The sequence below is a fragment of the Streptomyces sp. NPDC000410 genome (genome assembly GCF_040300305.1).
Lineage (GTDB): Bacteria > Actinomycetota > Actinomycetes > Streptomycetales > Streptomycetaceae > Streptomyces.
Map to the genome: position 1 here is coordinate 1 of NZ_JBEPDM010000063.1, position 20,030 is coordinate 20,030.

General features: G+C 69.0%; 20 protein-coding genes and 3 pseudogenes. 12 read left to right on the forward strand and 11 right to left on the reverse strand.

Annotated elements, in window-relative coordinates; translation table 11 throughout:
• Nucleotides 1-44: 44 nt before the first annotated feature.
• The 3 genes from ABT342_RS34060 to ABT342_RS34070 all read left to right on the forward strand — a co-directional run bounded on the left by ABT342_RS34060 (nt 45) and on the right by ABT342_RS34070 (nt 2,871).
• Entirely contained in the window at nt 45-266 is a 222-nt protein-coding gene (locus tag ABT342_RS34060; protein ID WP_351582351.1) for a hypothetical protein, read from the forward strand.
• 469 nt (nt 267-735) lie between these two features.
• On the forward strand, nt 736-1,770 hold the full coding sequence (locus tag ABT342_RS34065) for a tetratricopeptide repeat protein (protein ID WP_351582353.1): 1,035 nt from the start codon (nt 736-738) through the stop codon (nt 1,768-1,770).
• A gap of 232 nt (nt 1,771-2,002) precedes the next feature.
• Nucleotides 2,003-2,871 (forward strand): IS5 family transposase gene (locus ABT342_RS34070; RefSeq protein ID WP_351582400.1). Its coding sequence is split into 2 segments (ribosomal slippage): nt 2,003-2,051 and nt 2,051-2,871, totalling 870 coding nucleotides; the frame shifts between segments, so codons are not numbered across the junction.
• Nucleotides 2,872-2,937: 66 nt separating this feature from the next.
• On the opposite strand, the gene ABT342_RS34075 is transcribed toward ABT342_RS34070, so the two are convergent.
• The gene (locus tag ABT342_RS34075; protein ID WP_351582355.1) at nt 2,938-3,480 is read right to left on the reverse strand and encodes an RICIN domain-containing protein; all 543 of its coding nucleotides are present in this window, start codon (nt 3,478-3,480) and stop codon (nt 2,938-2,940) included.
• Nucleotides 3,481-3,807: 327 nt separating this feature from the next.
• On the opposite strand from ABT342_RS34075, the gene ABT342_RS34080 reads away from it, so the two are divergent.
• Nucleotides 3,808-4,101: a hypothetical protein gene (locus ABT342_RS34080; protein ID WP_351582357.1), complete on the forward strand. Its 294-nt coding sequence runs from the start codon at nt 3,808-3,810 to the stop codon at nt 4,099-4,101.
• A gap of 61 nt (nt 4,102-4,162) precedes the next feature.
• Here the strand turns inward: ABT342_RS34080 and ABT342_RS34085 are convergent, their stop codons facing one another.
• The 4 genes and pseudogenes from ABT342_RS34085 to ABT342_RS34100 all read right to left on the reverse strand — a co-directional run bounded on the left by ABT342_RS34085 (nt 4,163) and on the right by ABT342_RS34100 (nt 7,663).
• Nucleotides 4,163-4,384, reverse strand: a complete 222-nt coding sequence (locus ABT342_RS34085; RefSeq protein ID WP_351582359.1) for a recombinase — start codon at nt 4,382-4,384, stop codon at nt 4,163-4,165.
• Between the two features lie 214 nt (nt 4,385-4,598).
• Complete coding sequence (locus ABT342_RS34090) at nt 4,599-5,330, reverse strand: DUF2625 domain-containing protein (protein WP_351582361.1); 732 nt, start codon at nt 5,328-5,330, stop codon at nt 4,599-4,601.
• Nucleotides 5,331-5,408: 78 nt separating this feature from the next.
• Nucleotides 5,409-6,650 (reverse strand): annotated as a pseudogene (locus ABT342_RS34095) (IS110 family RNA-guided transposase).
• Nucleotides 6,651-7,243: 593 nt separating this feature from the next.
• The gene (locus ABT342_RS34100) at nt 7,244-7,663 is read right to left on the reverse strand and encodes a TroA family protein (RefSeq protein ID WP_351582363.1); all 420 of its coding nucleotides are present in this window, start codon (nt 7,661-7,663) and stop codon (nt 7,244-7,246) included.
• Between the two features lie 358 nt (nt 7,664-8,021).
• On the opposite strand from ABT342_RS34100, the gene ABT342_RS34105 reads away from it, so the two are divergent.
• Nucleotides 8,022-9,167, forward strand: coding sequence for a phage tail sheath family protein (locus ABT342_RS34105; protein ID WP_351582365.1), 1,146 nt, complete (start codon nt 8,022-8,024; stop codon nt 9,165-9,167).
• A gap of 185 nt (nt 9,168-9,352) precedes the next feature.
• Here ABT342_RS34105 and ABT342_RS34110 read toward each other — a convergent pair whose 3' ends face one another.
• Entirely contained in the window at nt 9,353-9,619 is a 267-nt protein-coding gene (locus tag ABT342_RS34110) for a hypothetical protein (protein WP_351582367.1), read from the reverse strand.
• A gap of 174 nt (nt 9,620-9,793) precedes the next feature.
• Between ABT342_RS34110 and ABT342_RS34115 the strand changes: the two genes are divergently transcribed.
• Nucleotides 9,794-10,372, forward strand: a complete 579-nt coding sequence (locus ABT342_RS34115) for a site-specific integrase (RefSeq protein ID WP_351582369.1) — start codon at nt 9,794-9,796, stop codon at nt 10,370-10,372.
• Between the two features lie 152 nt (nt 10,373-10,524).
• Nucleotides 10,525-11,603 (forward strand): IS630 family transposase gene (locus tag ABT342_RS38335; RefSeq protein WP_502965665.1). Its coding sequence is split into 2 segments (ribosomal slippage): nt 10,525-11,026 and nt 11,026-11,603, totalling 1,080 coding nucleotides; the frame shifts between segments, so codons are not numbered across the junction.
• A gap of 46 nt (nt 11,604-11,649) precedes the next feature.
• Here the strand turns inward: ABT342_RS38335 and ABT342_RS34130 are convergent.
• Entirely contained in the window at nt 11,650-12,117 is a 468-nt protein-coding gene (locus ABT342_RS34130; protein WP_351582371.1) for a hypothetical protein, read from the reverse strand.
• 372 nt (nt 12,118-12,489) lie between these two features.
• On the opposite strand from ABT342_RS34130, the gene ABT342_RS34135 reads away from it, so the two are divergent.
• From ABT342_RS34135 to ABT342_RS34145, 3 genes and pseudogenes are all read left to right on the forward strand, one after another.
• On the forward strand, nt 12,490-13,506 hold the full coding sequence (locus ABT342_RS34135) for a hypothetical protein (RefSeq protein WP_351582373.1): 1,017 nt from the start codon (nt 12,490-12,492) through the stop codon (nt 13,504-13,506).
• Complete coding sequence (locus ABT342_RS34140) at nt 13,454-13,774, forward strand: RICIN domain-containing protein (RefSeq protein WP_351582375.1); 321 nt, start codon at nt 13,454-13,456, stop codon at nt 13,772-13,774. Before ABT342_RS34135 ends, ABT342_RS34140 begins: the two co-directional genes overlap by 53 nt.
• A 538-nt stretch (nt 13,775-14,312) precedes the next feature.
• Nucleotides 14,313-14,456 (forward strand): annotated as a pseudogene (locus tag ABT342_RS34145) (FAD-dependent oxidoreductase); the annotation flags it as partial.
• Here ABT342_RS34145 and ABT342_RS34150 read toward each other — a convergent pair.
• Both ABT342_RS34150 and ABT342_RS34155 read right to left on the reverse strand, forming a co-directional pair.
• The gene (locus ABT342_RS34150; protein ID WP_351582377.1) at nt 14,453-15,172 is read right to left on the reverse strand and encodes a hypothetical protein; all 720 of its coding nucleotides are present in this window, start codon (nt 15,170-15,172) and stop codon (nt 14,453-14,455) included. The pseudogene ABT342_RS34145 and the gene ABT342_RS34150 sit on opposite strands and share 4 nt — an antisense overlap.
• 100 nt (nt 15,173-15,272) lie before the next feature.
• Nucleotides 15,273-15,656, reverse strand: a pseudogene (locus tag ABT342_RS34155) (uroporphyrinogen decarboxylase family protein); the annotation flags it as partial.
• A gap of 38 nt (nt 15,657-15,694) precedes the next feature.
• Here ABT342_RS34155 and ABT342_RS34160 point away from each other — a divergent pair.
• Nucleotides 15,695-16,099 (forward strand): hypothetical protein, encoded by a 405-nt coding sequence (locus ABT342_RS34160; protein WP_351582379.1) that lies wholly within the window; start codon nt 15,695-15,697, stop codon nt 16,097-16,099.
• A 169-nt stretch (nt 16,100-16,268) separates the two neighbouring features.
• On the opposite strand, the gene ABT342_RS34165 is transcribed toward ABT342_RS34160, so the two are convergent.
• Together ABT342_RS34165 and ABT342_RS34170 are read right to left on the reverse strand one after the other, a co-directional pair.
• Nucleotides 16,269-16,550: a hypothetical protein gene (locus tag ABT342_RS34165; protein ID WP_351582381.1), complete on the reverse strand. Its 282-nt coding sequence runs from the start codon at nt 16,548-16,550 to the stop codon at nt 16,269-16,271.
• Complete coding sequence (locus ABT342_RS34170) at nt 16,547-18,112, reverse strand: hypothetical protein (RefSeq protein ID WP_351582383.1); 1,566 nt, start codon at nt 18,110-18,112, stop codon at nt 16,547-16,549. Before ABT342_RS34170 ends, ABT342_RS34165 begins: the two co-directional genes overlap by 4 nt.
• 1,164 nt (nt 18,113-19,276) lie before the next feature.
• Between ABT342_RS34170 and ABT342_RS34175 the strand changes: the two genes are divergently transcribed.
• Nucleotides 19,277-19,897, forward strand: coding sequence for a hypothetical protein (locus ABT342_RS34175; protein ID WP_351582384.1), 621 nt, complete (start codon nt 19,277-19,279; stop codon nt 19,895-19,897).
• Nucleotides 19,898-20,030 lie beyond the last annotated feature (133 nt).

Below are 20,030 nucleotides of genomic sequence, written 5' to 3' on the forward strand. Positions count from 1 at the left end.
ACTGGGCCCTCCCCCAGGCTGGCTCCTGCCGATACCGTAGGGGCATGGCCAGGGAAATCCGTATCGAGGTCGACGACGAGACCTACGAGCAGCTGAAGCGCCTCGCGGCCGGCGGCCACGCCGAGCCGGAGCAATACGCCGCCCAGCTGCTGACCGCCGACATCACCCGCGCCCGGTTCAACGAGGCCGCCAAGGCCTTCGCCGACGAGCACGCCGCCGGCTTCGCTGCCCGGTTCGGCAGCGGTCAGGGGCAGACCGCCGCCTGATGGCACCGATTGTCCTCATCGACGAAGGCTGGCTCCTGGACGTCGCCCAGACCCACCTCCCCGGCGACCCCGACATCACCGACTACGGAGCCCTGGCCGCCGCGGTCGCCCGCCACCGGCACGAGGTGATGGGCACCCTGGTATATCCAGAACCACACCACCGGGCCGCCGCCCTGCTGCACTCCCTCGCCCGCGTCCCCGCGGCCGCACCACCCGCACCAACCTCTGCCCACCCACCTCCTTCTGGCACGCCGCACACCAGCACCTCACCGAGCCCGAGAGCCTCTTTTGGCTCGCACAAGCCGCTGAAGTCCGCCATCGCCTTCGCTGGGCAGAGGCGCTCTACAGCAAGGCCGCGGACTCCGGCGCCTTCCTCGCCCTTCACCAGCTGGGAAAGATACGGAGCCGTCGCGGAGACCAACAAGGCGCGGAGGATGCCTTTCGGCGTGCCGCGGACCATGGTCTGACCATGAGCCTCCTTGCACTGAGCAGGATGCGCGAGGCTGCCGGGGACACTCAGGGAGCGGATCAGGCACTGAGGCAGGCCGTGGACGCTGGCGACGCTGACGCCCTGATGGAGCTCTCTGCGCGATGCCACAAGGGCGGCAACCTGGTGGAGGCCGAGCGGTTCGCTCGGCGGGCCGAGGGAGCCGGTCATCTCGAAGGCGCCGCCCAGGTTGCTCGTGTCCTGATCAGCGCCGGAGATCCGGCGGGGGCGGAGCGGATCCTGTTGCCAACCGTCGATGCCGGCAACCCCGAGGCCCTGCTCCAGCTAATCTTCACGCGCAACGAGGCTGGCGACTACGAAGGAGCGGCACAGCTGGCCCAGCAAGCGTCCCACGACGACAACATCGCTCTCACTGCGTGGGAAGAGCTCATCGAATGGCATGTGGCGTGCGCGAAGCTGGAACAGGCAGAGCAGTTCGCCGCACAGGCAGCCGACTTCGGCTATCCCAGATTCCTGACACAGCTGGCCCAGGCCCGACGGAGGGCTGGTGACGTTGAACGCGCTGAGCAGCTCGCCCAGCAGGCCGAAGATTCAGGCTGCCCCGACGCTCTTCTCGTACTCGCCTTAATCCGATGGGCGACAGGAGACCCAAAAGGAGCGGACGTGTTCGTCCAACGAGCGGTAGAAGCAGGCAGCCCCCAGGGCCTCTTCGAAGGCGCCCTCGCGGCCGGGGAGGCCGGGGACCCGGAACAAGCCGTGAGGCTCGCCCACCGAGCAGCGGACGCAGGCTACGCCGGGGCCGTAGCCCAGCTCGCCCGGCACCTTGAGGAGGCGGGATACCAAGGAGGGGAACTGGTCGCCCAGGAGGCTGGCAAAGCCGAGCCCGACCTGGCGGCCCTGCTCGGGCTTGCCGACATACGTGAACGAGCCGGGGACCACGCCGCAGCAGAGCGCCTTGCCCGTCAAGCCGTGGACGCCGGGACCATCGCCCCCCTGGCCTACCGTCTTTGGCCGCATGGGCTCGACGCTGACGGAACCCCGTTGCCCCCTTGGTGACTGACACTCACAGTCCCCGTGCGCCCAGGCCGGCAAGGAGTACAGGACGAAGACCGCCCGGGCACATGGCCCGGCCGCTGGAGTTCGCGCCCCGCGCTGTCCGCCATTCCCGCCGTCCGGGCGAACGTGTTCACCTGGCGAAACGGTGCTCCGGCAGCAGGCAGCTCCGCGACCAGCTAGAGCCTGTCCGAGGGGTCGGGTGACGGACGCGTCGGCAGATCGTTCGTCAGATATGGGACGGGGCAATCTGTGTGACACCGCGTGGGCTCGGCTGGAGCGCATCTTCCGAAGAACGTGGGCCGGGGCGGGCGATGGAAGAACCACCGCACAGTCATCAACGGCATTCTCTTCCGCCAGCGGACCGGCATACCGTGGCGTGACTTGCCCGCACGCTTCGGGAAGTGGAAGACGGTGCATGACCGTCACCGGCGATGGTCGGCGGACGGCACGTGGGACCGGATCCTTCGAGCTGTCCAAGCCGATACTGATGCGGAAGGGAGGATCGACTGGAGCGTGGATTCCACGGTATGCCGTGCTCACCAGCATGCCGCCGGGGCCCACCATCGGGCGGCTCGGATACCGGGACGACGATGTCGACCTTCCCAGCATCGGTCGGATGAGGCGGTAGGCCGATCACGCGGCGGGTTCACCACCAAGATCCACCTGGTGAGTGACGGCTGGTGCCGGCCGCTGGCCATCCTGATCACGCCCGGACAGTGGGGTGACGCACCGCAGCTGATCTCGGTTCTGGACCGTGTTCGGGTCCCGCGTCCGGCCGGTGGCCACCCACGGACCCGTCCCGACCACCTTTGTGGCGACAAGGCGTACAGCTCTCGCCGTAACCGCCATTACCTGCGGCGCCGGCAGATCCGGCACACCATCCCCGAGCGCAGGGACCAGCGGGCCAACCGCCAGCGGCGCGGAAGCCGCGGCGGTCGCCCCACCAGTTTCGACCCGGCAAGCTATTCCCGGAGGAACGAAGTAGAGCGGACCATCAACGCGCTCAAGGGCTTCCGTGCCGTGGCAACCAGGTACGACAAGAGAGCGTACGTCTTTCACGGCACGGTCACTCTCGCGGCGATCCGGCTCTGGCTCGGCTGATGGTCCGCTCAACAGTCCTTGAGGACTCGTGGGGGGGGCAGAGCTCAGGCAGGAGTGGTGCCGGTGTCACCGCACGTACTTCAGGGTCCACTTCTGATTGGGCAGTCCCTGATCGTCATTGGTCACAACCGGAGATTCGTTGGCCGCACCCCATCCGCGGTCGGGTTCGAGGACACGGCCAAAGAGGTTGGCGATCCGGGCGGGGTCGGCGCTGTGGGCGGGGTCCACGTACCAGAGCTGATCCACGTTGGTGAACGATCTGTCGCAGTCGCTCAGCCACGTCGCCCAGCCACTGGGCCCTTGGGCATAGCCGGCCAGGCAGCGGCCGTCCCTGCGAGTGACCAAATGGTACGCGCCACGGCCGTCGGCGATCAGGTCCCAGAGCTGGTACGGCTCGCTGGTGCAGTTCCACACCCGCATCCGGTCGTCGCCCGCCGGCATGCCCATGCAGCGGCCCGTGCCATGGTTCCGTACCTGGAACGGGCCGACCGCAGCGCGTGTCGTGGGTTCGACGGTCCGGCCAACGGCGCCCGAACTCGGTGCGACGGATGCCAGTGCCGCGAGCAGCCCGGCAAGAACCAGTACCCGCCGCGTACGCGATAGCGTCAAAATTCCTCCTGTTCCAAGTGGTGTGACGGGACACCACGATTCCCCAACGTAAACGTGAGAGAACAGGGTTGAGCAGCCAAATCCCTCGAACGAGTACCGCTCTCGCTCCAGCGCCTATATCGACCTCAGGTAGCAGCCCCCATGTACTGAGGGGCTGACAGTGGGAACAGGGAGACCCACCGGACATGCCCTAAGTCAAGCCGCTGAAGTGTGTAGCCCTCGGCACCCGAGCGGGCCAATAACTTCCCGTAATAGTTCGGCCACGTTTAGTTAGGATCTGCCGCGTTGTGCCGCGGCTCGCGCGGCTGACAGAGATCGGAGATCCGCATGGCCATCATCGTCACTATGGAGTCCCCCGGCGTCGGGGAGGAGCTCTATGACGCCGTCATCGCCCGTCTGACCGACGGTGGAGAGTTCACTTCGCTCGCCGACGTTCCGGCTCCGGGCCTCATCGCCCACGTTGCCGGGCCGGTCGACGGCGGCTGGCGGTGGATCGACGTCTGGGAGAGCGAGGAAGCCCTGGAGAACTTCTCGAAGATCCTGCAGCCGATCCTGGCTGACCTCGGTCACGCAGATGGGGAGCCCTCGATCGTTCCGGCGCATAACGTCGTTCTCAACTAGAGGCCATCGAGATGCCCCGGGCCCGGCAGGGTCCGGGGCATCACTCTGCTCGGCGGTGGGGTCATCCGATCTGGTGCCGGGTGGTCGGGATGCCCAGGGCGACGGGTGACCGCTGAGCGAGTCGGGCGGCGTCGGCCTGCTTGGTGCGGACGAAGGTCAAGGTCATGTCGATGCCCTCGATCTCGCCGAGCCACTGTTCCGCCTCGGCTCGCTTCCGGCGGAGGATCAGGTCCTTCTCGATCTCGGCCAGCCGGGGCAGCATCTTCGGGTTGACCTGCAGCATCGGGCATCGGATGCAGGGATGACAGAGCGGGCAGGCCGCGCCGGGCCGTCAGAACAGCAAGGCCTCTTCCTCCGACTATCCCGGAGAAAGACACCTCATGCAGTTAAGCCGTCAAGCCGTGGGGTGATCGCCGCCTCATCGCGCCCTCACAACATCGGCCGAGTTGACCAGCTCCGGGCCTAAGCTGACGCACCAGGACGGTCGGCGAAGCCAGTCACACGTCGCCCAGGAACCCCGGATCGGACGGCCCCATCTGGCGGGCGAAGTCCGCTGCGACTCCGAGCACCTCGCGCATCGGCACAGGTCGCCGACTCGTGGCCGCGAGATCGGCGTGAGCTTCCTCGGACCACAGGAACGGATACACAGACAGGCCCTGCTCGAAAGCCAGGGCGTCGGCCTCGTCGCGCCAGCCGGGCCAGCGCGTTCCGTCATAGAACGTCTCCAGCCTGCCCGAGAGCAGCCAGGAGACCCACCCGGAGTGGCCCATCTCCATCGCCTCCCACTCCAGAGTGTCGGGAGCGAAGTACGTCATCTGTCCAGGTGCCCCGGGGCGGCCCGCGGCCGCGGGATCGCCACCGTTCAACGCGAAGACCCCTCCGACGATGTCGTGGCCGACGACAAGACCTGTCGCGGGGTGCCAACTGGGATCGAGGTCCGTGGGGAAACGGTTGACCTGCGCCAGACTCGGGAGCCGCCCACCCGCGACCGAACCCGAACCCCCGCCGAACACTCGCAGCCACCCGTTGTCCACGAGCAATCCGCCGTTGTGCAAGGCCAATGCGCCCAGCACCGATCGCGCGGTGACCTGCATCTGCAGAAGGCACCGGCGGCCCTCACTGGGGTCTCCGGGCAGCACGTGGACCGGCACGGAGCTCGACCTGAGCGCCCCCTGCAGCTCCGGCCACGCCGGATCTTCCACATTGACCAGTTCATCGATGCCTCGCATCCGACGATGGTCGCACCTTCCTGTATCGCCTCATCGTGTGGGCTGGACAGCGCCCCCGGACGAGCCGTCCCGTTCATCTCACGTAGCGGCTGTCCCAGCTCGTTGCGGCTCTGTGGGGAAGGCGATCGATTCATCGAAGGGAGTGCGCGCCAGGAGGCAGTGGTGGAGCTGGCCGAGCATCCGGTTGAACAGGTGCCGCAGTGCCTGCATGTGCCAGTCCCCTCCCGCTCGGCGGCGCCGGTAGTGGGCATCCGCCCCGGTAGAACCGCTGATGGAGGCGAAGGCCCACAGGTGGCCGACGTGGTTGAGCCGGTTGTTCTTCACGAACCGGCGGCCGACATAGCGGCGTTTGCCGGAGGCCCGGGTGATCGGGGCCGATCCGGCGTACGCCTTCAGCCCACCAGCCGTGGCGAACCGGGTCCGGTCGTCTCCGATCTCGCCCAGAATGCGGGCACCGACCTGAGGGCCGATGCCGGGAAAGCTCAGCATGATCGCGGCGTCCGGGTGCGAGCGAAAGGCCTCCTCGGTGGCTCGCGCCAGGTCGTCGACCGCCTGGCAGGCCGCGTCCAGCTGCAGGAGCAGGGCCTATGCCTGCTTGCCCATGGCGTCCTCGACGAGGGGCAGCTGCCGAGGGGCTTCCTCGCGGAAGAGCTGCTGGATTCGTTCGGCGTCCGTTTCGATACCGCGGCGGCGGCCGGCTCGCCGGAGCATGGCGATCAGCTTCCACATCTGCAGCTTGGCTGCCAGGGCAGGTGTGGGTGCGACGGCCAGGATGCGGCGGGCATCGGGGCGGGTCAGGGTTCCCTGTTTGTCCCGGAAGGCCTCGATCATCGCCGGGAAGTACTCCCTGAGCAGGGACCGGAGCTGGTTGGGGACCTGTTGGCGGTTCCAGACCGCGTCCTGCTGTGCGCGGGCCATGACGGCGACCGCCTGGGCCAGGTCGGTGTCGGCGGGCAGCGGGCGGTGCATCGGAGCGTCGGTGCGGATGATGTTCGCCAGCACCAGGGCGTCGCCCGGGTCCGACTTCTTGCGGCTGACGCCGTGCCGGTCGCGGTAGCGGGAGGCGGCCATCGGGTTGACGACGTAGATCTGCCGGGGGCCCTGCCTCAGCGTTGCAACCAGTAAGCCGCGGCTGGTCTCGATGGCCACCGGGATCGGCGTCTCGGCGGTGTCGCCGTGCTCGGCCAGGAGATCCAGCAGCAGCCGGTAGCCGTCCAGATCGTCGTTGATCCGGCACTTGGCCAGCAGCTTGCCGGTGTCGTCGACGAGCGCGACGTCGTGGTGTCCCTCCGCCCAGTCGATCCCGCAGAACACGTCCATGGATCCCGCCCCTTCTCCGGTGCTGATCTCGAAGACGAGCACGCGGGACCGCACGGCGCACTAATTCCAGGGCTCCAAGGCCCGCCACCTCATCAGCCGTGCGCGGCACCGCCAGACCGCACGGGCGCACGCCGTGTCCAGAGCTCGAAGCTCGTGAGGAGAAACGCGTCACCGTGCGGCAGCTCATCCACCGAGGATCCCGAACCCGACGAGCCCGCGGGGGCAGAACGTGCGAGGACCGGCCGGCGCCCAGCGCCACCAGCCTTTACAAAGACCTCGCACGGTCGGAGGTGTCGTAGGGGTCACCACGGCACCGACCGGACCACACACGTCCTGCCCCGGGCTGAACAACGCCGCCCCGGGCCCCTCAGAGATCCAGAACCTCTAATTACTAACGAATTAGAGGTGTCGGCGTAGGAAATGGGCTTGCCCAGGGGGTCTGACCAGGCAATACGCCCAAGATCACGAAAGGGGGGGGTCACACCTCCGGTAGTACCTCCGGCGCAACTTTGGGTCCGCCTGTGCAGACAACTGTGCAGACAACTGTGGATGCAACCCTCTTCCGGCGGCGCGCCGGCAGGCTTGCCCAGACCTCACGGACCGCCCGAGCCGCCGAACTGGCGCAGGAAGTCGGCCAGCTGTCGGCGCTGGCGCTGCTCTTCGACGAGCTGCCGGGCGAGCTGTGAGCGGTCGATATGGGACTCCACCGCTTCGAGGACCAGGCGCTGGAGCTCGGCCGGTTCGAGGGCTTCGACCTCCCACTGGACGGGCCGGTCGACGTCGAAGCCGTACCGTCGCGCGAAGGCCGGCCAGCGAGGGTCGTCCCGTTTGCCCGCGGCCGCGGGAAGTTCGTAGGCCTGCGTCTGTTCGTAGGTGAGGACGATGCGCTCGACCTTCGACCAGCAGCTGGTGCGGGCGACCCAGTCGCGTTCGATGTCGGCGCCGGAGCAGTCGAAGTCTCCGACGTTTCTCCGGGGCCGCGCGAGTGTGCGGATGGAGTTTCCGCAGCTCAAAAGCGGTCGAGACGACGATAGCGCGTGCAACACCTGTGGTGCACGAGGCAGGCCGCAGGTTCACCCTCTGGGCGCGAGAGAGGACCGGCGCTGGTGGACACGGCAGCAGCACGGGGAGGCGCCGGTCGTTGTTAGTGCCTAGATCGCCAACGTGTCACGCCCCGTGTGATGGCGGACAGCCGGTATCTCCCTCTGGCTTTGTTTCCGACCACTCGTTATGGGGGCTTCCGGCGGGCGGGGGATGGAAGGCCGGGGTGCTGGGTAGGCCCCCCTGTTTTGATGATCTTCAAGCGAGAGGGCGGTCATGTCCGAGAAGGCCAACGTGGATGCAGAACAGGCACAAAGGATGCCTGGGGTAGTGGTGGAGGAGGTGCCGTCGGGGGTTCGCGCCATTGGCGGTGCGCGGACCTCCCTCGCGGCGTTCCTTGTACAGGTCGCGAGGCACGCTGAGCAACCGGCGCTGCCGCAGCGGATCGTGTCCTGGAAGCAGTTCGCGAGCTACGCGGCGATCACCGGCGGTTCCCCGGAGGGCACGGGCCAAGAGTCGCAGGTCGTGGTGTCCGGAGCTATGTGGGCTGCGGTGTACGGATGGTTCGCCAACGGGGGCGGCGAGTGCTACCTGGTCCCCGTGGACGGCAACAGCGGGGTGGCCGGCGCGCTGGATGTCCTGGAAGGCATCGAGGAGATCACCATCGTTGTCGCCCCGGATCTGTGGAGCGAGTCCACGGCGGCGGGCTCTCGTGCGACGGCCGGCCTGATCGCGGACCACTGCGCGCGGATGGGCAACCGTGTCGCGGTCCTGCATCTGCCGGACGGGGACCCGCCGGAGAGCGCCGCCGACACGCTGGGAATCGAGAGGGACGAGGCCCGTGCGTTCGCGACGGTTTACTACCCGTGGATCAAGGTCCTCGACGTAGAAGGGGAAGAGACAGCGGTGCCCCCGACAGGCCACGTGGCTGGTGTGTGGGCGCGGGTGGACGCGCGCCGGGGCGTGCACAAGGCACCGGCGAACGAAGACCTTCGCGGAGTGGTCGGCCTGACCCGTGAGCTCGACGACACCGCGCAGGAAGGGCTGAACGACCAGGGGGTGAACGCGCTCCGGAAGTTCCCCGGCACGGGCCACCTCGTCTGGGGTGCCCGCACCCTGGCGGCCACCGACCCGGCCGACGTCGAGCATTCCTACCTCAATGTGCGGCGCACGGTGAACTTCATCAAGCAGTCCATCCTCCAGAGCACGAGGTGGGCGGTCTTCGAGCCGAACGACGACCGCCTCCAGACCTCGGTGACGGCCATGGTCACCAGCTTCCTGACCGGCCTATGGCGGCGCGGAATGCTGACCGGAGCAAACACCGAGCAGGCGTTCTACGTGGTCTGCGACGAGTCCAACAACCCGCCCGAGGACGCGCTGCAGGGCAAGCTGAACATCGAGGTCGGCGCCGCCCTCGTCCGCCCCGCCGAGTTCATCACCTTCAAGGTCACGCAGATCATCAACCAGAGCACCTGACCCGACAGCCACACCCGACGATCCGTTCGTGACCCCGCTGCCATCCGTCTGAACTGGGCTCACGAACGGATTGCGGCACTGCACCAAGAACGCCTGTCATGTCCGGCTCTGGAATAGGCACTCAAGAGTCCGCCATGGCATCCTTTCTCATCAAGGGCCTCTGGCAGGTGGCCTGACCCGCGCTTTCAGTGCCGCCGGGTCGGATCGCGGTTGAGCTGGGCCATGAGTTCGCGGTTGGTCGTGCGGGCGGCGTTCAGCTCGTCGCCCTGGTCCTGGAGCTTGAGTTCCAGGTCGACCACCTGCTGTTCGAGGGTGGTGATCTTGGCCTTGAGCTGCTCGATGTCGTCCGGGCGGCCGATGCCGACCTCGCGCCCGCCAGCGTGCACTTCGGCACCGCCGAGGAGGTCCGCGACCAGCGTGCCGTCACCCTCGCCGACGCATACGCCCGCCATCCCGAACGCTTCGGCCGACGCCCCCGACCACCCCGGATACCGCAGCAGGCGTGGATCAACGACCCGGCCAAGCGCCGCGAGCCCGCAGCACAAACCTCATTGCGTCACGACCGTCTCAATGGACTTGAAATCTTCCGCCGCGTCCACACCCCACTCAACAGCCTCTTCAAAGCGTTGCGGCAAGAGCGCCTCATCCCCCGCAACCCCATGCGCGGCATCCACCTGCCCGCACTCGTGAAGCTGCCCCGCCCCCTGCCCAGCGACCACCTCGCCTCACTTCTGGACCGTGTTCCCAGCCCGGTCGGCCGACTCCTGATCGCCCTGCTCTGCGTTCACGCGCTCATCCCCGGGCAGGCAGCCAGCCTCCGACTAGAGCAGATCGAGCCCGCCCGTCACCGCATCCGACTGCCCCACCGGACCCTCTACCTCGACACCCTGACCACAGCCCTGCTGACCGACTGGCTACGAACCCGGCAGAACACCTGGCCGACCACCACCAACCCCCATCTCCTCCTCACCCCGCAGACCGCCCTCGCACCCCACCACCCCACCGTCAGCCCCGGCTGGATCGTCTCGATCCTGGCCCCCACCGGCCTGAACGCCACCCAACTGCGCCAAGACCGCCTGCTGGACGAGGCCCGCCACACTGCCGACCCCGTCCACCTCATGCATCTCTTCGGGATCACCCCCGGCACCGCCCTGCGCTACATCCACGCCGCCCACCCCGAACAAACCTCCAAACCACCCCGTTAGAACCGAAGATCACTACTCAGTTCAAGCTGGAGACTGCCGTTGCGCTTCCTTCAGCGCCCCAGGTCCGTCGGTGGTTACTGACTTCGGCTCGTCGGGGTGAATCTTGGTGAAGTGCCTGCTGGGCTTGGAGCTGTGGCTGTACCCCGTGGTGTGTGAGGTATGCGGATGGGGGCGGGCTGACCCCTGCAGGGCGTCAGCGCCGTGAATCGGTACGGATACAGGCGGTCGGGCTGTTCGAGCAGAAGGTGAAGCCGCTGGAGGTCGCCCGGCGCCTGCGGGTGAGCCTGAAGCCGGCCTACCAATGGCACCAACTGTGGCGCGACGGCGGGGCTGCGGCACTGGTCTCGCGTGGACCGAGTGGTTCGCGGTGCCGGCTGTCGCCGTACTGCCTCGAGAAGCTGGTGGGGTTCTTGGAGGAAGGTCCGGCGGCGCACGGCTGGGTGGAGGACCAGGTGTGGACCGCGTCGAGGGTGGCCACGCTGATCGGCCGGAAGTTCCATGTTTCCTGCAGCGTCTCCGGGGCGACGAGGTTGATGCACCGGCTCGGGTTCAGCCCGCAGGTGCCCGCGCGGCGGGTCGCCGAGCGTGACGAGCAGGCCGTGACCGTGTGGAAGGAGGCGACCTGGGCGGAGGTAAAAGGGCGAGGGCGGCCTGCGGGGGCTACGTCTGCTTCGAGGACGAAGCCGGCTTCACCCGTCGGCCGCCCAGGGGACGGACCTGGGGCCGGCGCGGCCGAACCCCGGTCGTGACGGTAAGCGGGCGCCGCTCGGGACGGCTGTCGGTGGCCGGGCTGATCGCCATACGGCCCGGCTCCCGGACCCGGCTGTGCCACCGGCTGCGGACCCACCCCGCGGGCAAGGGCAAGCGCCGCAGCATGGACGAGCGGGACTTCATCACGCTGGTCGACGGCGTCCATCAGCTGGTCAGGGCGCCGATCGTGCTGGTCTGGGACCGGCTGAACACCCATGTCTCGCGCAAGATGCGGGACCTCGTCGCCGATCGGACGTGGCTGACGGTGTTCCTGCTGCCTGCCTACTCGCCCGACCTGAATCCGGTCGAAGGCGTCTGGGCGCACGTCAAGCGCAGCCTGGCCAACCTCGCCGTCATGGCCCTCGACCGACTCGAAACCCTCGTCCGCAACCGTCTCAAACGGCTTCAATACCGGCCCGACACCCTCGACGGCTTCATAGCAGGCACCGGCCTGACCCTCGACGCCCCGGCATCACCTTGACGAGCCGAAGTCAGCAGCACGGTGATCGGCATGTGGGGCGGGCACGTCATCCAACGGCGCTGGACGCCGCGCGCCGCCGCCGTGCTCGGGCCACCGTCTTCATGACCGGCAGAAGCAGGAACAACACGGCCCCCGCGCCGGTCGAGGCGGCCAGCAAGGCCGCCACACCGCCCTCCACGTCGGCCGCGGCGGCGACTACCTGCGGATCGTCCGCCCGGTACCGGACGGTGAGGTGCGCGCCCACGGGGATTTTGCTGCCACCACTGCCCGGCGGCAAGGCAGCCACGACGGTGCGGCCCTGCGCCTCGAAGGCGATCTTGCACCGTCCCAGCGTGCAGGTGCCGCGGGTGTGCATGGTGGCGTCGACGCGCACACCGTCGCGGAGCGAGCGCAGATGCTGGGCCTGGGGGATCAGTACCAGGGCCGACAGTGCGCCCAGGAGTAGCGCGAGACCCAGACACACGAGGACTTCCGTACGGTGCCCGGCGCCTGCACGTACCGTCTCGTCCACCATGTTCCCTACCCCCGTATGCCCTGCTCACGTACGGGGCAACAGTATGTGGGGCTCCGCGGCGGGGTCACGGGCTGCTGGCGGCACCCATGAGCCGGTCCGGTTGCCGGACATCGGCAGGACGGGTGGCCCGAGCGCCCCCGTTGCCACGGTCGTCCATACAGCCAGCACCTCAAGCCCATCAGGCACTTCGCCAAGGTTCACCCTGACAAGCCGAAGTCAGTAACGGCCGAGGGAGACGTGCCGACGGCGGCGTGGCGGATCAGCGGCGCAGTGGTCGGGCCGGTGGCGTTCGGCTGTCGGCTGTGCGCTGCCGGGCGTACGGGAACCGCCGTGCGGGTCGTGCGGTACGCCCCACGGTGGGATCGGGCTTGCATGCGGCACGGGCGGTGGCTCGTGGACGCGGACGCCGACCAGCCCCGTGAGTACCTGGACGTGCGGCACCTGCCGGAAGTGGCCGCGGCGCAGCGGCAGTGGACGGGGGTGGCGCGGCGGGCCGTGCGGGCCGGGGCTGAGCCGGAGCGGGTGTTCGCTTTGGCTCATGCGGTGGTGGCGCGGTGGTGGGAGCAGGCCCTTGGCTGGGAGCGGGAGAGTGTCTGGCCGCGGCGGCTGCATCAGGTCGCGGGCGGTGACGCCGGGGGTGATCTGGAGTGGTGGCGGATCGTGGGGCGGGACGCGGTCGTCTTTCCCGAGGTGGTGGCGGTCGCCGACGCGCTGCTGGATCCGGGCATGGCGGAGCTGGTGTGGGTGGACAGTGGTGCGGGGCGGCCGCGGACGCTGCCCGCTGACGGGATGTTCTGCCGCCGGCTCGGGGAGCGGGTCGGGCGTGCGTGGCTGGGGCCGTTGGCGGCGACGGATCATGGTGGTCCGCTGATCGCCTGGATGGGTGGCGTCATCCGCCTGCGCCGCGGAGCAGGCGGCCCGCCGGGGTACGCGAACGATCCGTGGTGGGTGCGCCAGGAGCATCAGCCGGTGACCATGGCCGGGCAGTTGCGGGTACTCGGCAAGGAGAAACGGGTGCCGGGCTCGGGGACGATGTGGCGGGCGGTGGTACCGCCCGAGCAGCGGGCGCGGATCGGCAGCCTCATCGACAGTGCCGAGGAACAGCTGCTCCAGCTGCGCGGCGTGCAGAGCGGGCCGACCGCCGAGGTCGCCCGGCTGCTGCTCCGCCACCAGACGATGGGCACGCCTTGCGGCAGCGATCCTGCTGACGCTCGGTCTCGCGTTGACCGCGACATCGGCGCACGCCGCCGCCCCCACACCCGAGCCCACGCCCACGCCCACCGAATCGGGCGCCTTAGCCCTCCAGACCTTCAAGAACGCCGACACAGAGCGGTGCTTGGACTACAGCTTCGCGTACGGGGCCCGGGCCATCGACTGCTACAACAATGACTGGCAGAAGTGGACGGTCCGGAGCGTCAACGGCTACGTGCTCCTCCAGAACCGGGCAACGGGCCAGTGTCTCTACGAGACGTGGTACGGCGACGTGGACGCGAACCCCTGCGAGCTCTACAACAACGACTTCCAGTGGCAGGTCAAGTACCTGCACGGCTACATCGTCTTCGTGAACCACTCCACCAGCGGCTGCCTGGACGACAGCTTCGACTACGGGCTGCGCGTCGTCGGGTGCAACAACCAGGTTTTCCAATCCTGGTACTGATCTGACCGCCGACGGCTGCCGCCCGCAGTACGGACAGCAGCCGTTGCGCGTCATGGGGTGACACTCACGGAGCAGCGAAGATGACACGACCTGATCACCCCGGCCGCTAACTGACAAACCCGCAGACCAAAACCCGCCCCAGGAACAGCACCCACGACCATTAGAAGCCGTTGTCGTACCGATCTTTGTGGACGCGAGTTCGACCTAGGGAACTCGGGCGGGTGATCTTGCAAGTTGCCAGGCATGAAGACAGGGCCTCTGGTGCAGCTCGGGGTTGTCGAGACCTTGAGTGCGCCAGGAGGCCCTGTTGTCGCTGTTGTGCGCCCTCACGCCAGCCGGCTCCAACTCCGCGGCCCGTACGTGTGACTGTCTCGCTCACCGGTTTGGGAACCCTGGCGACCGGCGGCCGTACAGGCGACCGAGGTGCCCGTCCGACATGAGCCTCCGCAACGCGGTGGGCGCATCACCCCCGGGCCGACACCTTGACCTGATTCTGCGCTTGATCACCAGCGGGGTCGGCGTGGGCCTGCTGGGGCGGGCGGCCGTCGCCCTGACCGCGGGCATGACCGTCGACCAGGTGGTCTCCCTGGACCTGGGCTACGCGCCCCCGTTCTCCCTGGTCTGGGACCCGGTCCTGGTGGCGGCCCGCAAGGCGGTCGCCGCGGTCCACGCGGCGGGTTAGGGCTTCGCGCAGGTGAGCCGGACCTCCGTGACCGGGGAGCTCATGCCCTGGGCGTGCAGGGCGGTGCTGACCCTCGTCTCCAGCGGGTTCGCGGGCAGCTTGACCACGCGCAGGATGGAATGGCTCTTGGTGGTGCCGCTGAACTCGACGGTGCCCGGGCTGACGGGGGTGCTGTCGGACTGCTGCGTCCAGTGGTAGGCGACCTTCCCGCGCCCCTCGGCGGTGATCTTGCCGTCGAACTCCACCTGCTGCGGCTTGGTGCAGTCGACGACGGTGGGGCTCAGGACGAAGACCTCGACCCGGGTCACCTTCACTGACTGCTGGCCGTCACCGGGCTTCTTCCGGGACGGCTGGTCACAGGTGACCCGCTTGTTTTTTCCCGTCCGCTCGTCTTCGTAGCTGACGCGGTACGAGCCGTACGGGACGCTCTGGATCTTGAGCGTGCCTTCCTCGCCCAACGTGATGGTGGAGCGCTCCGGCCCGTTGATCCGGACCTGCTGCCCCCCAGCGAATCCGCTGAGCATGAGGTCGTACGTCGGCTCCGCGCCCGGCGTGCCGTACGGGGACGCCACCAGCTCGCAGGCCGGGGCGGCGGGAGCGACCGGCGCGGCGCCCTCCGCGGCCTGGCCCGGGGCCGCGACGGCCGGGGCGAGGACCAGGGACGAGGCGAGGACCGGAGCGAGGAGTGACAGGGTCGGGCGGCTGTGCCGGTTCATCTGCTTCCCTCCTTGACCGGAAGGATCGAAAGAGCCCCGATGTCCGGTTTCAGGATATCGGGGCTCTCCTCGGGGAGCAGCGCGGCGACCGGCCCCGCGGCTACCCGCGGCTAGCGCTGGTCCGCGTGTGGACGTAGTCCACCAGGCGGGTCAGGGCGTCCGGGTCCGTCGTCGGGAGGACGCCGTGGCCCAGGTTGAACACGTGGCCGTCCAGGCCGGACGCCGCCGCGAGGACCTCGTCCGTCTTCGCGCGGACGGCCTCCTCGGTGGAGAACAGGACCGCCGGGTCCAGATTGCCCTGGAGGGCCTTGCCGGGGCCGACCCGGCGGGCGGCCTCGTCCAGCGGGATACGCCAGTCGACGCCGACGACGTCCGCGCCCGCCTCGCCCATCAGGCCCAGCAGCTCGCCCGTACCCACGCCGAAGTGGATCCGCGGGACCCCGTACGAGGCCACCGACGCGAAGACCTTCGCCGAGGCCGGCATGTGCGGCGGATCTCGGGGAACGGATGATCCTGGCCCCGGTGGCGCTCAATTCGGACCTGGACCATGAGGCCGTGCGGGTGCCGGCCCGCCAGTTCGCCGACGGCAATCGCGGCGGGGCGGGGCAAGGTGTACCGCCCTATGACAGCTGCACCCACCACCCCCAAGACAGCTTCCTGGAGGAGACCGTACGCCTTCTCGTTCTCGTCGACGCGGCGGTGAAGGACGAGGGCAAGCGCATGAGCGTCCATCTGGCCGACCAGGACGGCATTCTCCTCGTCGTCGTGCTCAGCCACACCGGCGCCCAGCCCGACGGCACCATCCTGACCCGCCTCGCCTCCGTCACCGGCACGGTGAGCTGCAGCGCCGACGCCTGCGACGAAGGCCGGAGAATCTGGTCACTGCTCTCCACCGAACCTCCCCAAAGCCGGACACCCACCGCCTGACCCGCGACAGCTCCAGCGCGGCTGGGCCGGCTGGTCACCGCCCGTCCGGCCCGCCGCGCCCCGGCGACTGCGTCCAGGGCGTGGCGATACCCCGCGTGGGCCGTCTCAGTCACCCGCCGTCGGCTCTGCGCTCATCAATGCCATCCGGGTCGCATGGAAGGTTCCCAGTTCATGACCAGGCGGCCCCGACACCCGCCCTCTCGGCCTGTACGGTGACATGTGCCCTATGGGTGCTGGTCCGTCTGTGGCGCAGCGCTCTCGCGCACGGCTTGGCATATGCGCGGGTCGGCACTCCGGTCGTCGGCGACGTTGCTGAAGTGCTGCGCGGAGTCTGCGTGGTCCCGCAGAGGGTGGCCATGACGGCCATGGCCAGGTGGGGCAGGCCGCGCCGGATGAGCGGGCCGGCCGCGCGCAGCAGCAGGGAGATGACGGTGCTCAGGACCCAGGTCACCGGTTCACTCCCAGGGTGGGGGAACCGGCGGCCAGGGCCTGGGTGTGGGCCTCGTCGTGGCCGGTGGGGGCCGCCGGGCCGGCTCCGGGCGGGGCGGTGGGGCGGGCCATGGCCTCCTGCAGGCGGGCACGAATGTAGTCGGCGTCGAAGGGGACGCCGGCATCCGCGGTGTGGTCCAGGGCGTCGCGGGCGCGGGTCAGCAGGTCGCTCTCGGCGCCGGTGGTAGCGCGCCGGTGGGCGGGCACCGGCTGCTGGAGCTGGTAGTGGATCTGCCCGTCGAGCACCTGAGCCGCGCGCTCCAGGGTGCCGTAGGCCTCGATCACGCGGCGCTGGGTCTGCGCTGCGGCGATGGGGGTGAGCGCCTCGGGCAGGTCACGCGGGGGCGGGGCGGGGAAGGCCAGGCGGCCGAGTGCGTCGTGCAGGAGGTGCAGTTGGCCCTCCCGGGCGGCCAGGTAGGAGGTGTGGGCGTGCAGCAGTTCAGGGTCGGCGAAGAAGTCGGTACTGGCCTCGGCCGTGATCGCGGCGCGCTGCGCGGTCAGGGCCTCTACGGCGTCGGTCGCGGTGGCCGAGTTCCGGCGCCAGGTGGCGGCCGGGCCGCTGGTGGCCAGGGCGCGGACGGGGATCGGGAAGGCGTCGAGGAGTTGCTGCGCTTGGCTCTCGCGCCCCGAGTGTGCGGCGGCGGTGTAGGCGCGGACGGTCTGGCGGGCCTGGGCCAGGTGCGCGGCGCGCGGTGCGTCGAGGGCGGTGACGGTGCCGCCCCTCAGAGGGCTGTCGGCTTGTCGGTCGCGCAGGTGGTCGGTGATGTCCGGCTCGAGGACGGCCCGCAGCTGCTGGGCGGGCGCGTCGCGCAGGGCGATCTGGTCGAGCAGCCAGTCGGCCATGGGTGTGAGCGCCGGGACGTCCGCGGCCAGGGGCTCAACCGCGTGCCAGTCCTCGATGAGCTCGGTGCGGGGGCGGTGGGCGCGCTCCAGCCGGTCGAGGAGGCCGGCGATCCTCAGCCCGGTTGAGACCACCAAGTCCGCGGTGGCCTGATCCTGTTCGCCGGCGCGCTCCAGGCTCTCGGCGAGCGCGGAGGGCGGCGGGTAGCTCGCCAGGGCTCGCATGTGACAGGTCCAGGCGGCGGCTGCGGCGATCCACCCGAGCTCGAGTTCCTGCGGCGCCTCGGTGTTTCTGCGGTAGAGCCAGCCGGCCAGCAGGCCGGTGAGCCGGGCCTCGTCGCGGGCCGGATCGTGCATCAGATCGGCGGCCAGCTCGCCGGGGGTGTGCTCGCGCAGGGCGCCGGACTCGGCGCTGATGATGGCCAGGTGCCGGGTGCCGTCGTCCAGGTGGAGCCAGCGGCGCAGCGTCTCGGCCCGGCCGTGGGTGACCTCTTGTACCGCGATGCGGGTGAGGTCGGCGCCCGGGTGGGCGATCCCGCACTCCCCCACCCGGGGTGCCTCGGCACTGTCGAAGCCGGTCGGCCCTTTCCCCTCGGCCACCCACGCAAGGGCGTACGCGTCATCGCCCCGCTCGGCCAGCCAGGCACGGAAGTCGTCGGGGAGAGGGCTGTGCTGCTCGCTCATCGAGGGGACCTTCTGCTCGGCGACGGGGCGCCGCGCGGGTCAGTGGACGGCGGCTGGCTGCAGCTTGCCCGTGCCGGTGAGGCCCACCGGCCCGGCCGCCGGCCCGGTTCCGTCACGCGGGGGTGGGAAAGCGACCATCCGCAGAACCGTCCCGTGGGGCGGGACGGGTATCAGGAACAAGGGCTGGTCGTACGACCGGTGGTCGGGCCGTTGCCCCTGTCCTCTTGTCCGCATCGCACAGGATGTGTCCGCTGCCGAGCCTGATGGCGGCTCTGCGGGAGCGCCGCCATATCCGACCGGAAGGCGTGTACCGCGAAGCGACGCGAGGTCGAAGGCATCAACCTCACGCTCACCTTTCTCCGCGCCAAGCGCGAGGAAACCCAGAGGCGGACACGGCGTCCCACCGTCGACGTGGGCATACCCAAACCCCGAAGCGCCCGTCGCCCCCGGCGGCACCTTGACGAACGCCGGGGGTGCGCAGTCAGCTGCGCAGCCCGTGGCAAGCGCGAGTCAGGACACCCAGCTCGCACTGTCACGGTGAGCGCCAAGCCCCACGATCGTGAACTCATCCTCTGTCTCGCTGGCCCTGAGACCAAGCTCGCGGATGGCCTGGCACACAGGGGTTCCTGCGGCCGGGGCCGCTTCATCCTCCACCAGGTGCAGCGGTCCCAAGATCATCGTCCCGTTACGCCAGACAGCGACGTTCTCCTCCCCAACGCCACCGAAATACTCAGACTCGACATAGGCCACAGGACCTGCCGTGGACCAAGCAGCGAGCAACTCCTCACATCCGGCCGGGAGATCCCAGAAATCGGTACGCCGGGTCCTGGATTCGTCTGACAACTCGGCCCGCAGGCCGTCAGTCATCGGCATGAGCGCTAAGCGGTGACGGCGAAGTCGGGGGCTGATCCTTATCCCGGCTCACGCCCGTGAGCAGCTCGGACGGTGCAGGACCGGCAGCACGCTTCACCGCACCTGCTAGTCCGACCTACTGATCATCCGCGCGCCCCCTCCGAACCTGACGAAGTATCGGTTTCATACGGGTCACTCTCTCCTTGAACCGGACTTGACGTCCCCACATCGATCACCAGCAGGAGCACGCACATGAGTACAGAGAACAGGCCAGGGTCCCGGCTGGGACCTCTGCACCGCCGAGGCGTATCGATGGCCGCAGGGGTGCTCACGTCGCTCGCGCTGGTCCTGGCAGCCAGCCCGGCCGCGGTGGCAGCTCAGGGCGTCGGTGCGCATATGAGCATCCTGAACCCCGCAGGCAGCGGCACCGACGGGTGCAAGGGCCACCCGCGCCACGACAAGGACTGCAAGCCTGCGGGGCAGACGGTCGACGTCGGCGCGAGCGTCTTCTCCACAGTGAATCAGACCATCCCGAGCGGCATGCTGACTCAAATCACCTTCAACGGCGCCGCCCATGACACGGACGCGATGTTCGATCCGGCGACCTCGTCCCTGGTGGTCAACACGCCCGGGCGCTACCTCCTCAAGGCGAGGCTCCTCTGGAGCTTCACGCCCACCCCTGCGGGAGAGCGCGCCCTGTACATCTTCGTCAACGGCACTATCGCCGCCCTTGACCTGCAGGACACCGTGAACATCGGAGCTTCCGGGTTCATCTCCCAGGAGGTCTCCACGATCATCGAGCTGAACGCCGGCGATGTCATCCGCGTCGTTGCTTCCCAGGCCACCGGAAACAATGCCACGTCCCAGTCGCTCGGCCTGATCGGTCCGACGTTGTTGGCACCGCAGCTCCAGGCGGAGCTGCTCGAGCCGTAGCATGCAGCGCCCTGAGCCGGACGGCACCCCGTAGGGTTGCGCCGTTTCTTTCGGATCACCTCGCCGACCAGATGAAGATGGCGGCGAGGTGGAGTCCGGCGAGGGATCCGCAGGAAGCACCCTAATTGCGGTC

Bases quoted from the DNA above. Each gene is read 5' to 3' on its own strand.
- ABT342_RS34060 (WP_351582351.1), top strand. From the start codon at position 45: ATGGCCAGGGAAATCCGTATCGAGGTCGACGACGAGACCTACGAGCAG.
- ABT342_RS34065 (WP_351582353.1), top strand. From the start codon at position 736: ATGAGCCTCCTTGCACTGAGCAGGATGCGCGAGGCTGCCGGGGACACT.
- ABT342_RS34080 (WP_351582357.1), top strand. From the start codon at position 3,808: ATGGCCATCATCGTCACTATGGAGTCCCCCGGCGTCGGGGAGGAGCTC.
- ABT342_RS34085 (WP_351582359.1), bottom strand. From the start codon at position 4,384: ATGCTGCAGGTCAACCCGAAGATGCTGCCCCGGCTGGCCGAGATCGAG.
- ABT342_RS34090 (WP_351582361.1), bottom strand. From the start codon at position 5,330: ATGCGAGGCATCGATGAACTGGTCAATGTGGAAGATCCGGCGTGGCCG.
- ABT342_RS34110 (WP_351582367.1), bottom strand. From the start codon at position 9,619: ATGGCGGGCGTATGCGTCGGCGAGGGTGACGGCACGCTGGTCGCGGAC.
- ABT342_RS34130 (WP_351582371.1), bottom strand. From the start codon at position 12,117: ATGGTGGACGAGACGGTACGTGCAGGCGCCGGGCACCGTACGGAAGTC.
- ABT342_RS34135 (WP_351582373.1), top strand. From the start codon at position 12,490: ATGCGGCACGGGCGGTGGCTCGTGGACGCGGACGCCGACCAGCCCCGT.
- ABT342_RS34150 (WP_351582377.1), bottom strand. From the start codon at position 15,172: ATGAACCGGCACAGCCGCCCGACCCTGTCACTCCTCGCTCCGGTCCTC.
- ABT342_RS34170 (WP_351582383.1), bottom strand. From the start codon at position 18,112: ATGAGCGAGCAGCACAGCCCTCTCCCCGACGACTTCCGTGCCTGGCTG.
- ABT342_RS34175 (WP_351582384.1), top strand. From the start codon at position 19,277: ATGGCCGCAGGGGTGCTCACGTCGCTCGCGCTGGTCCTGGCAGCCAGC.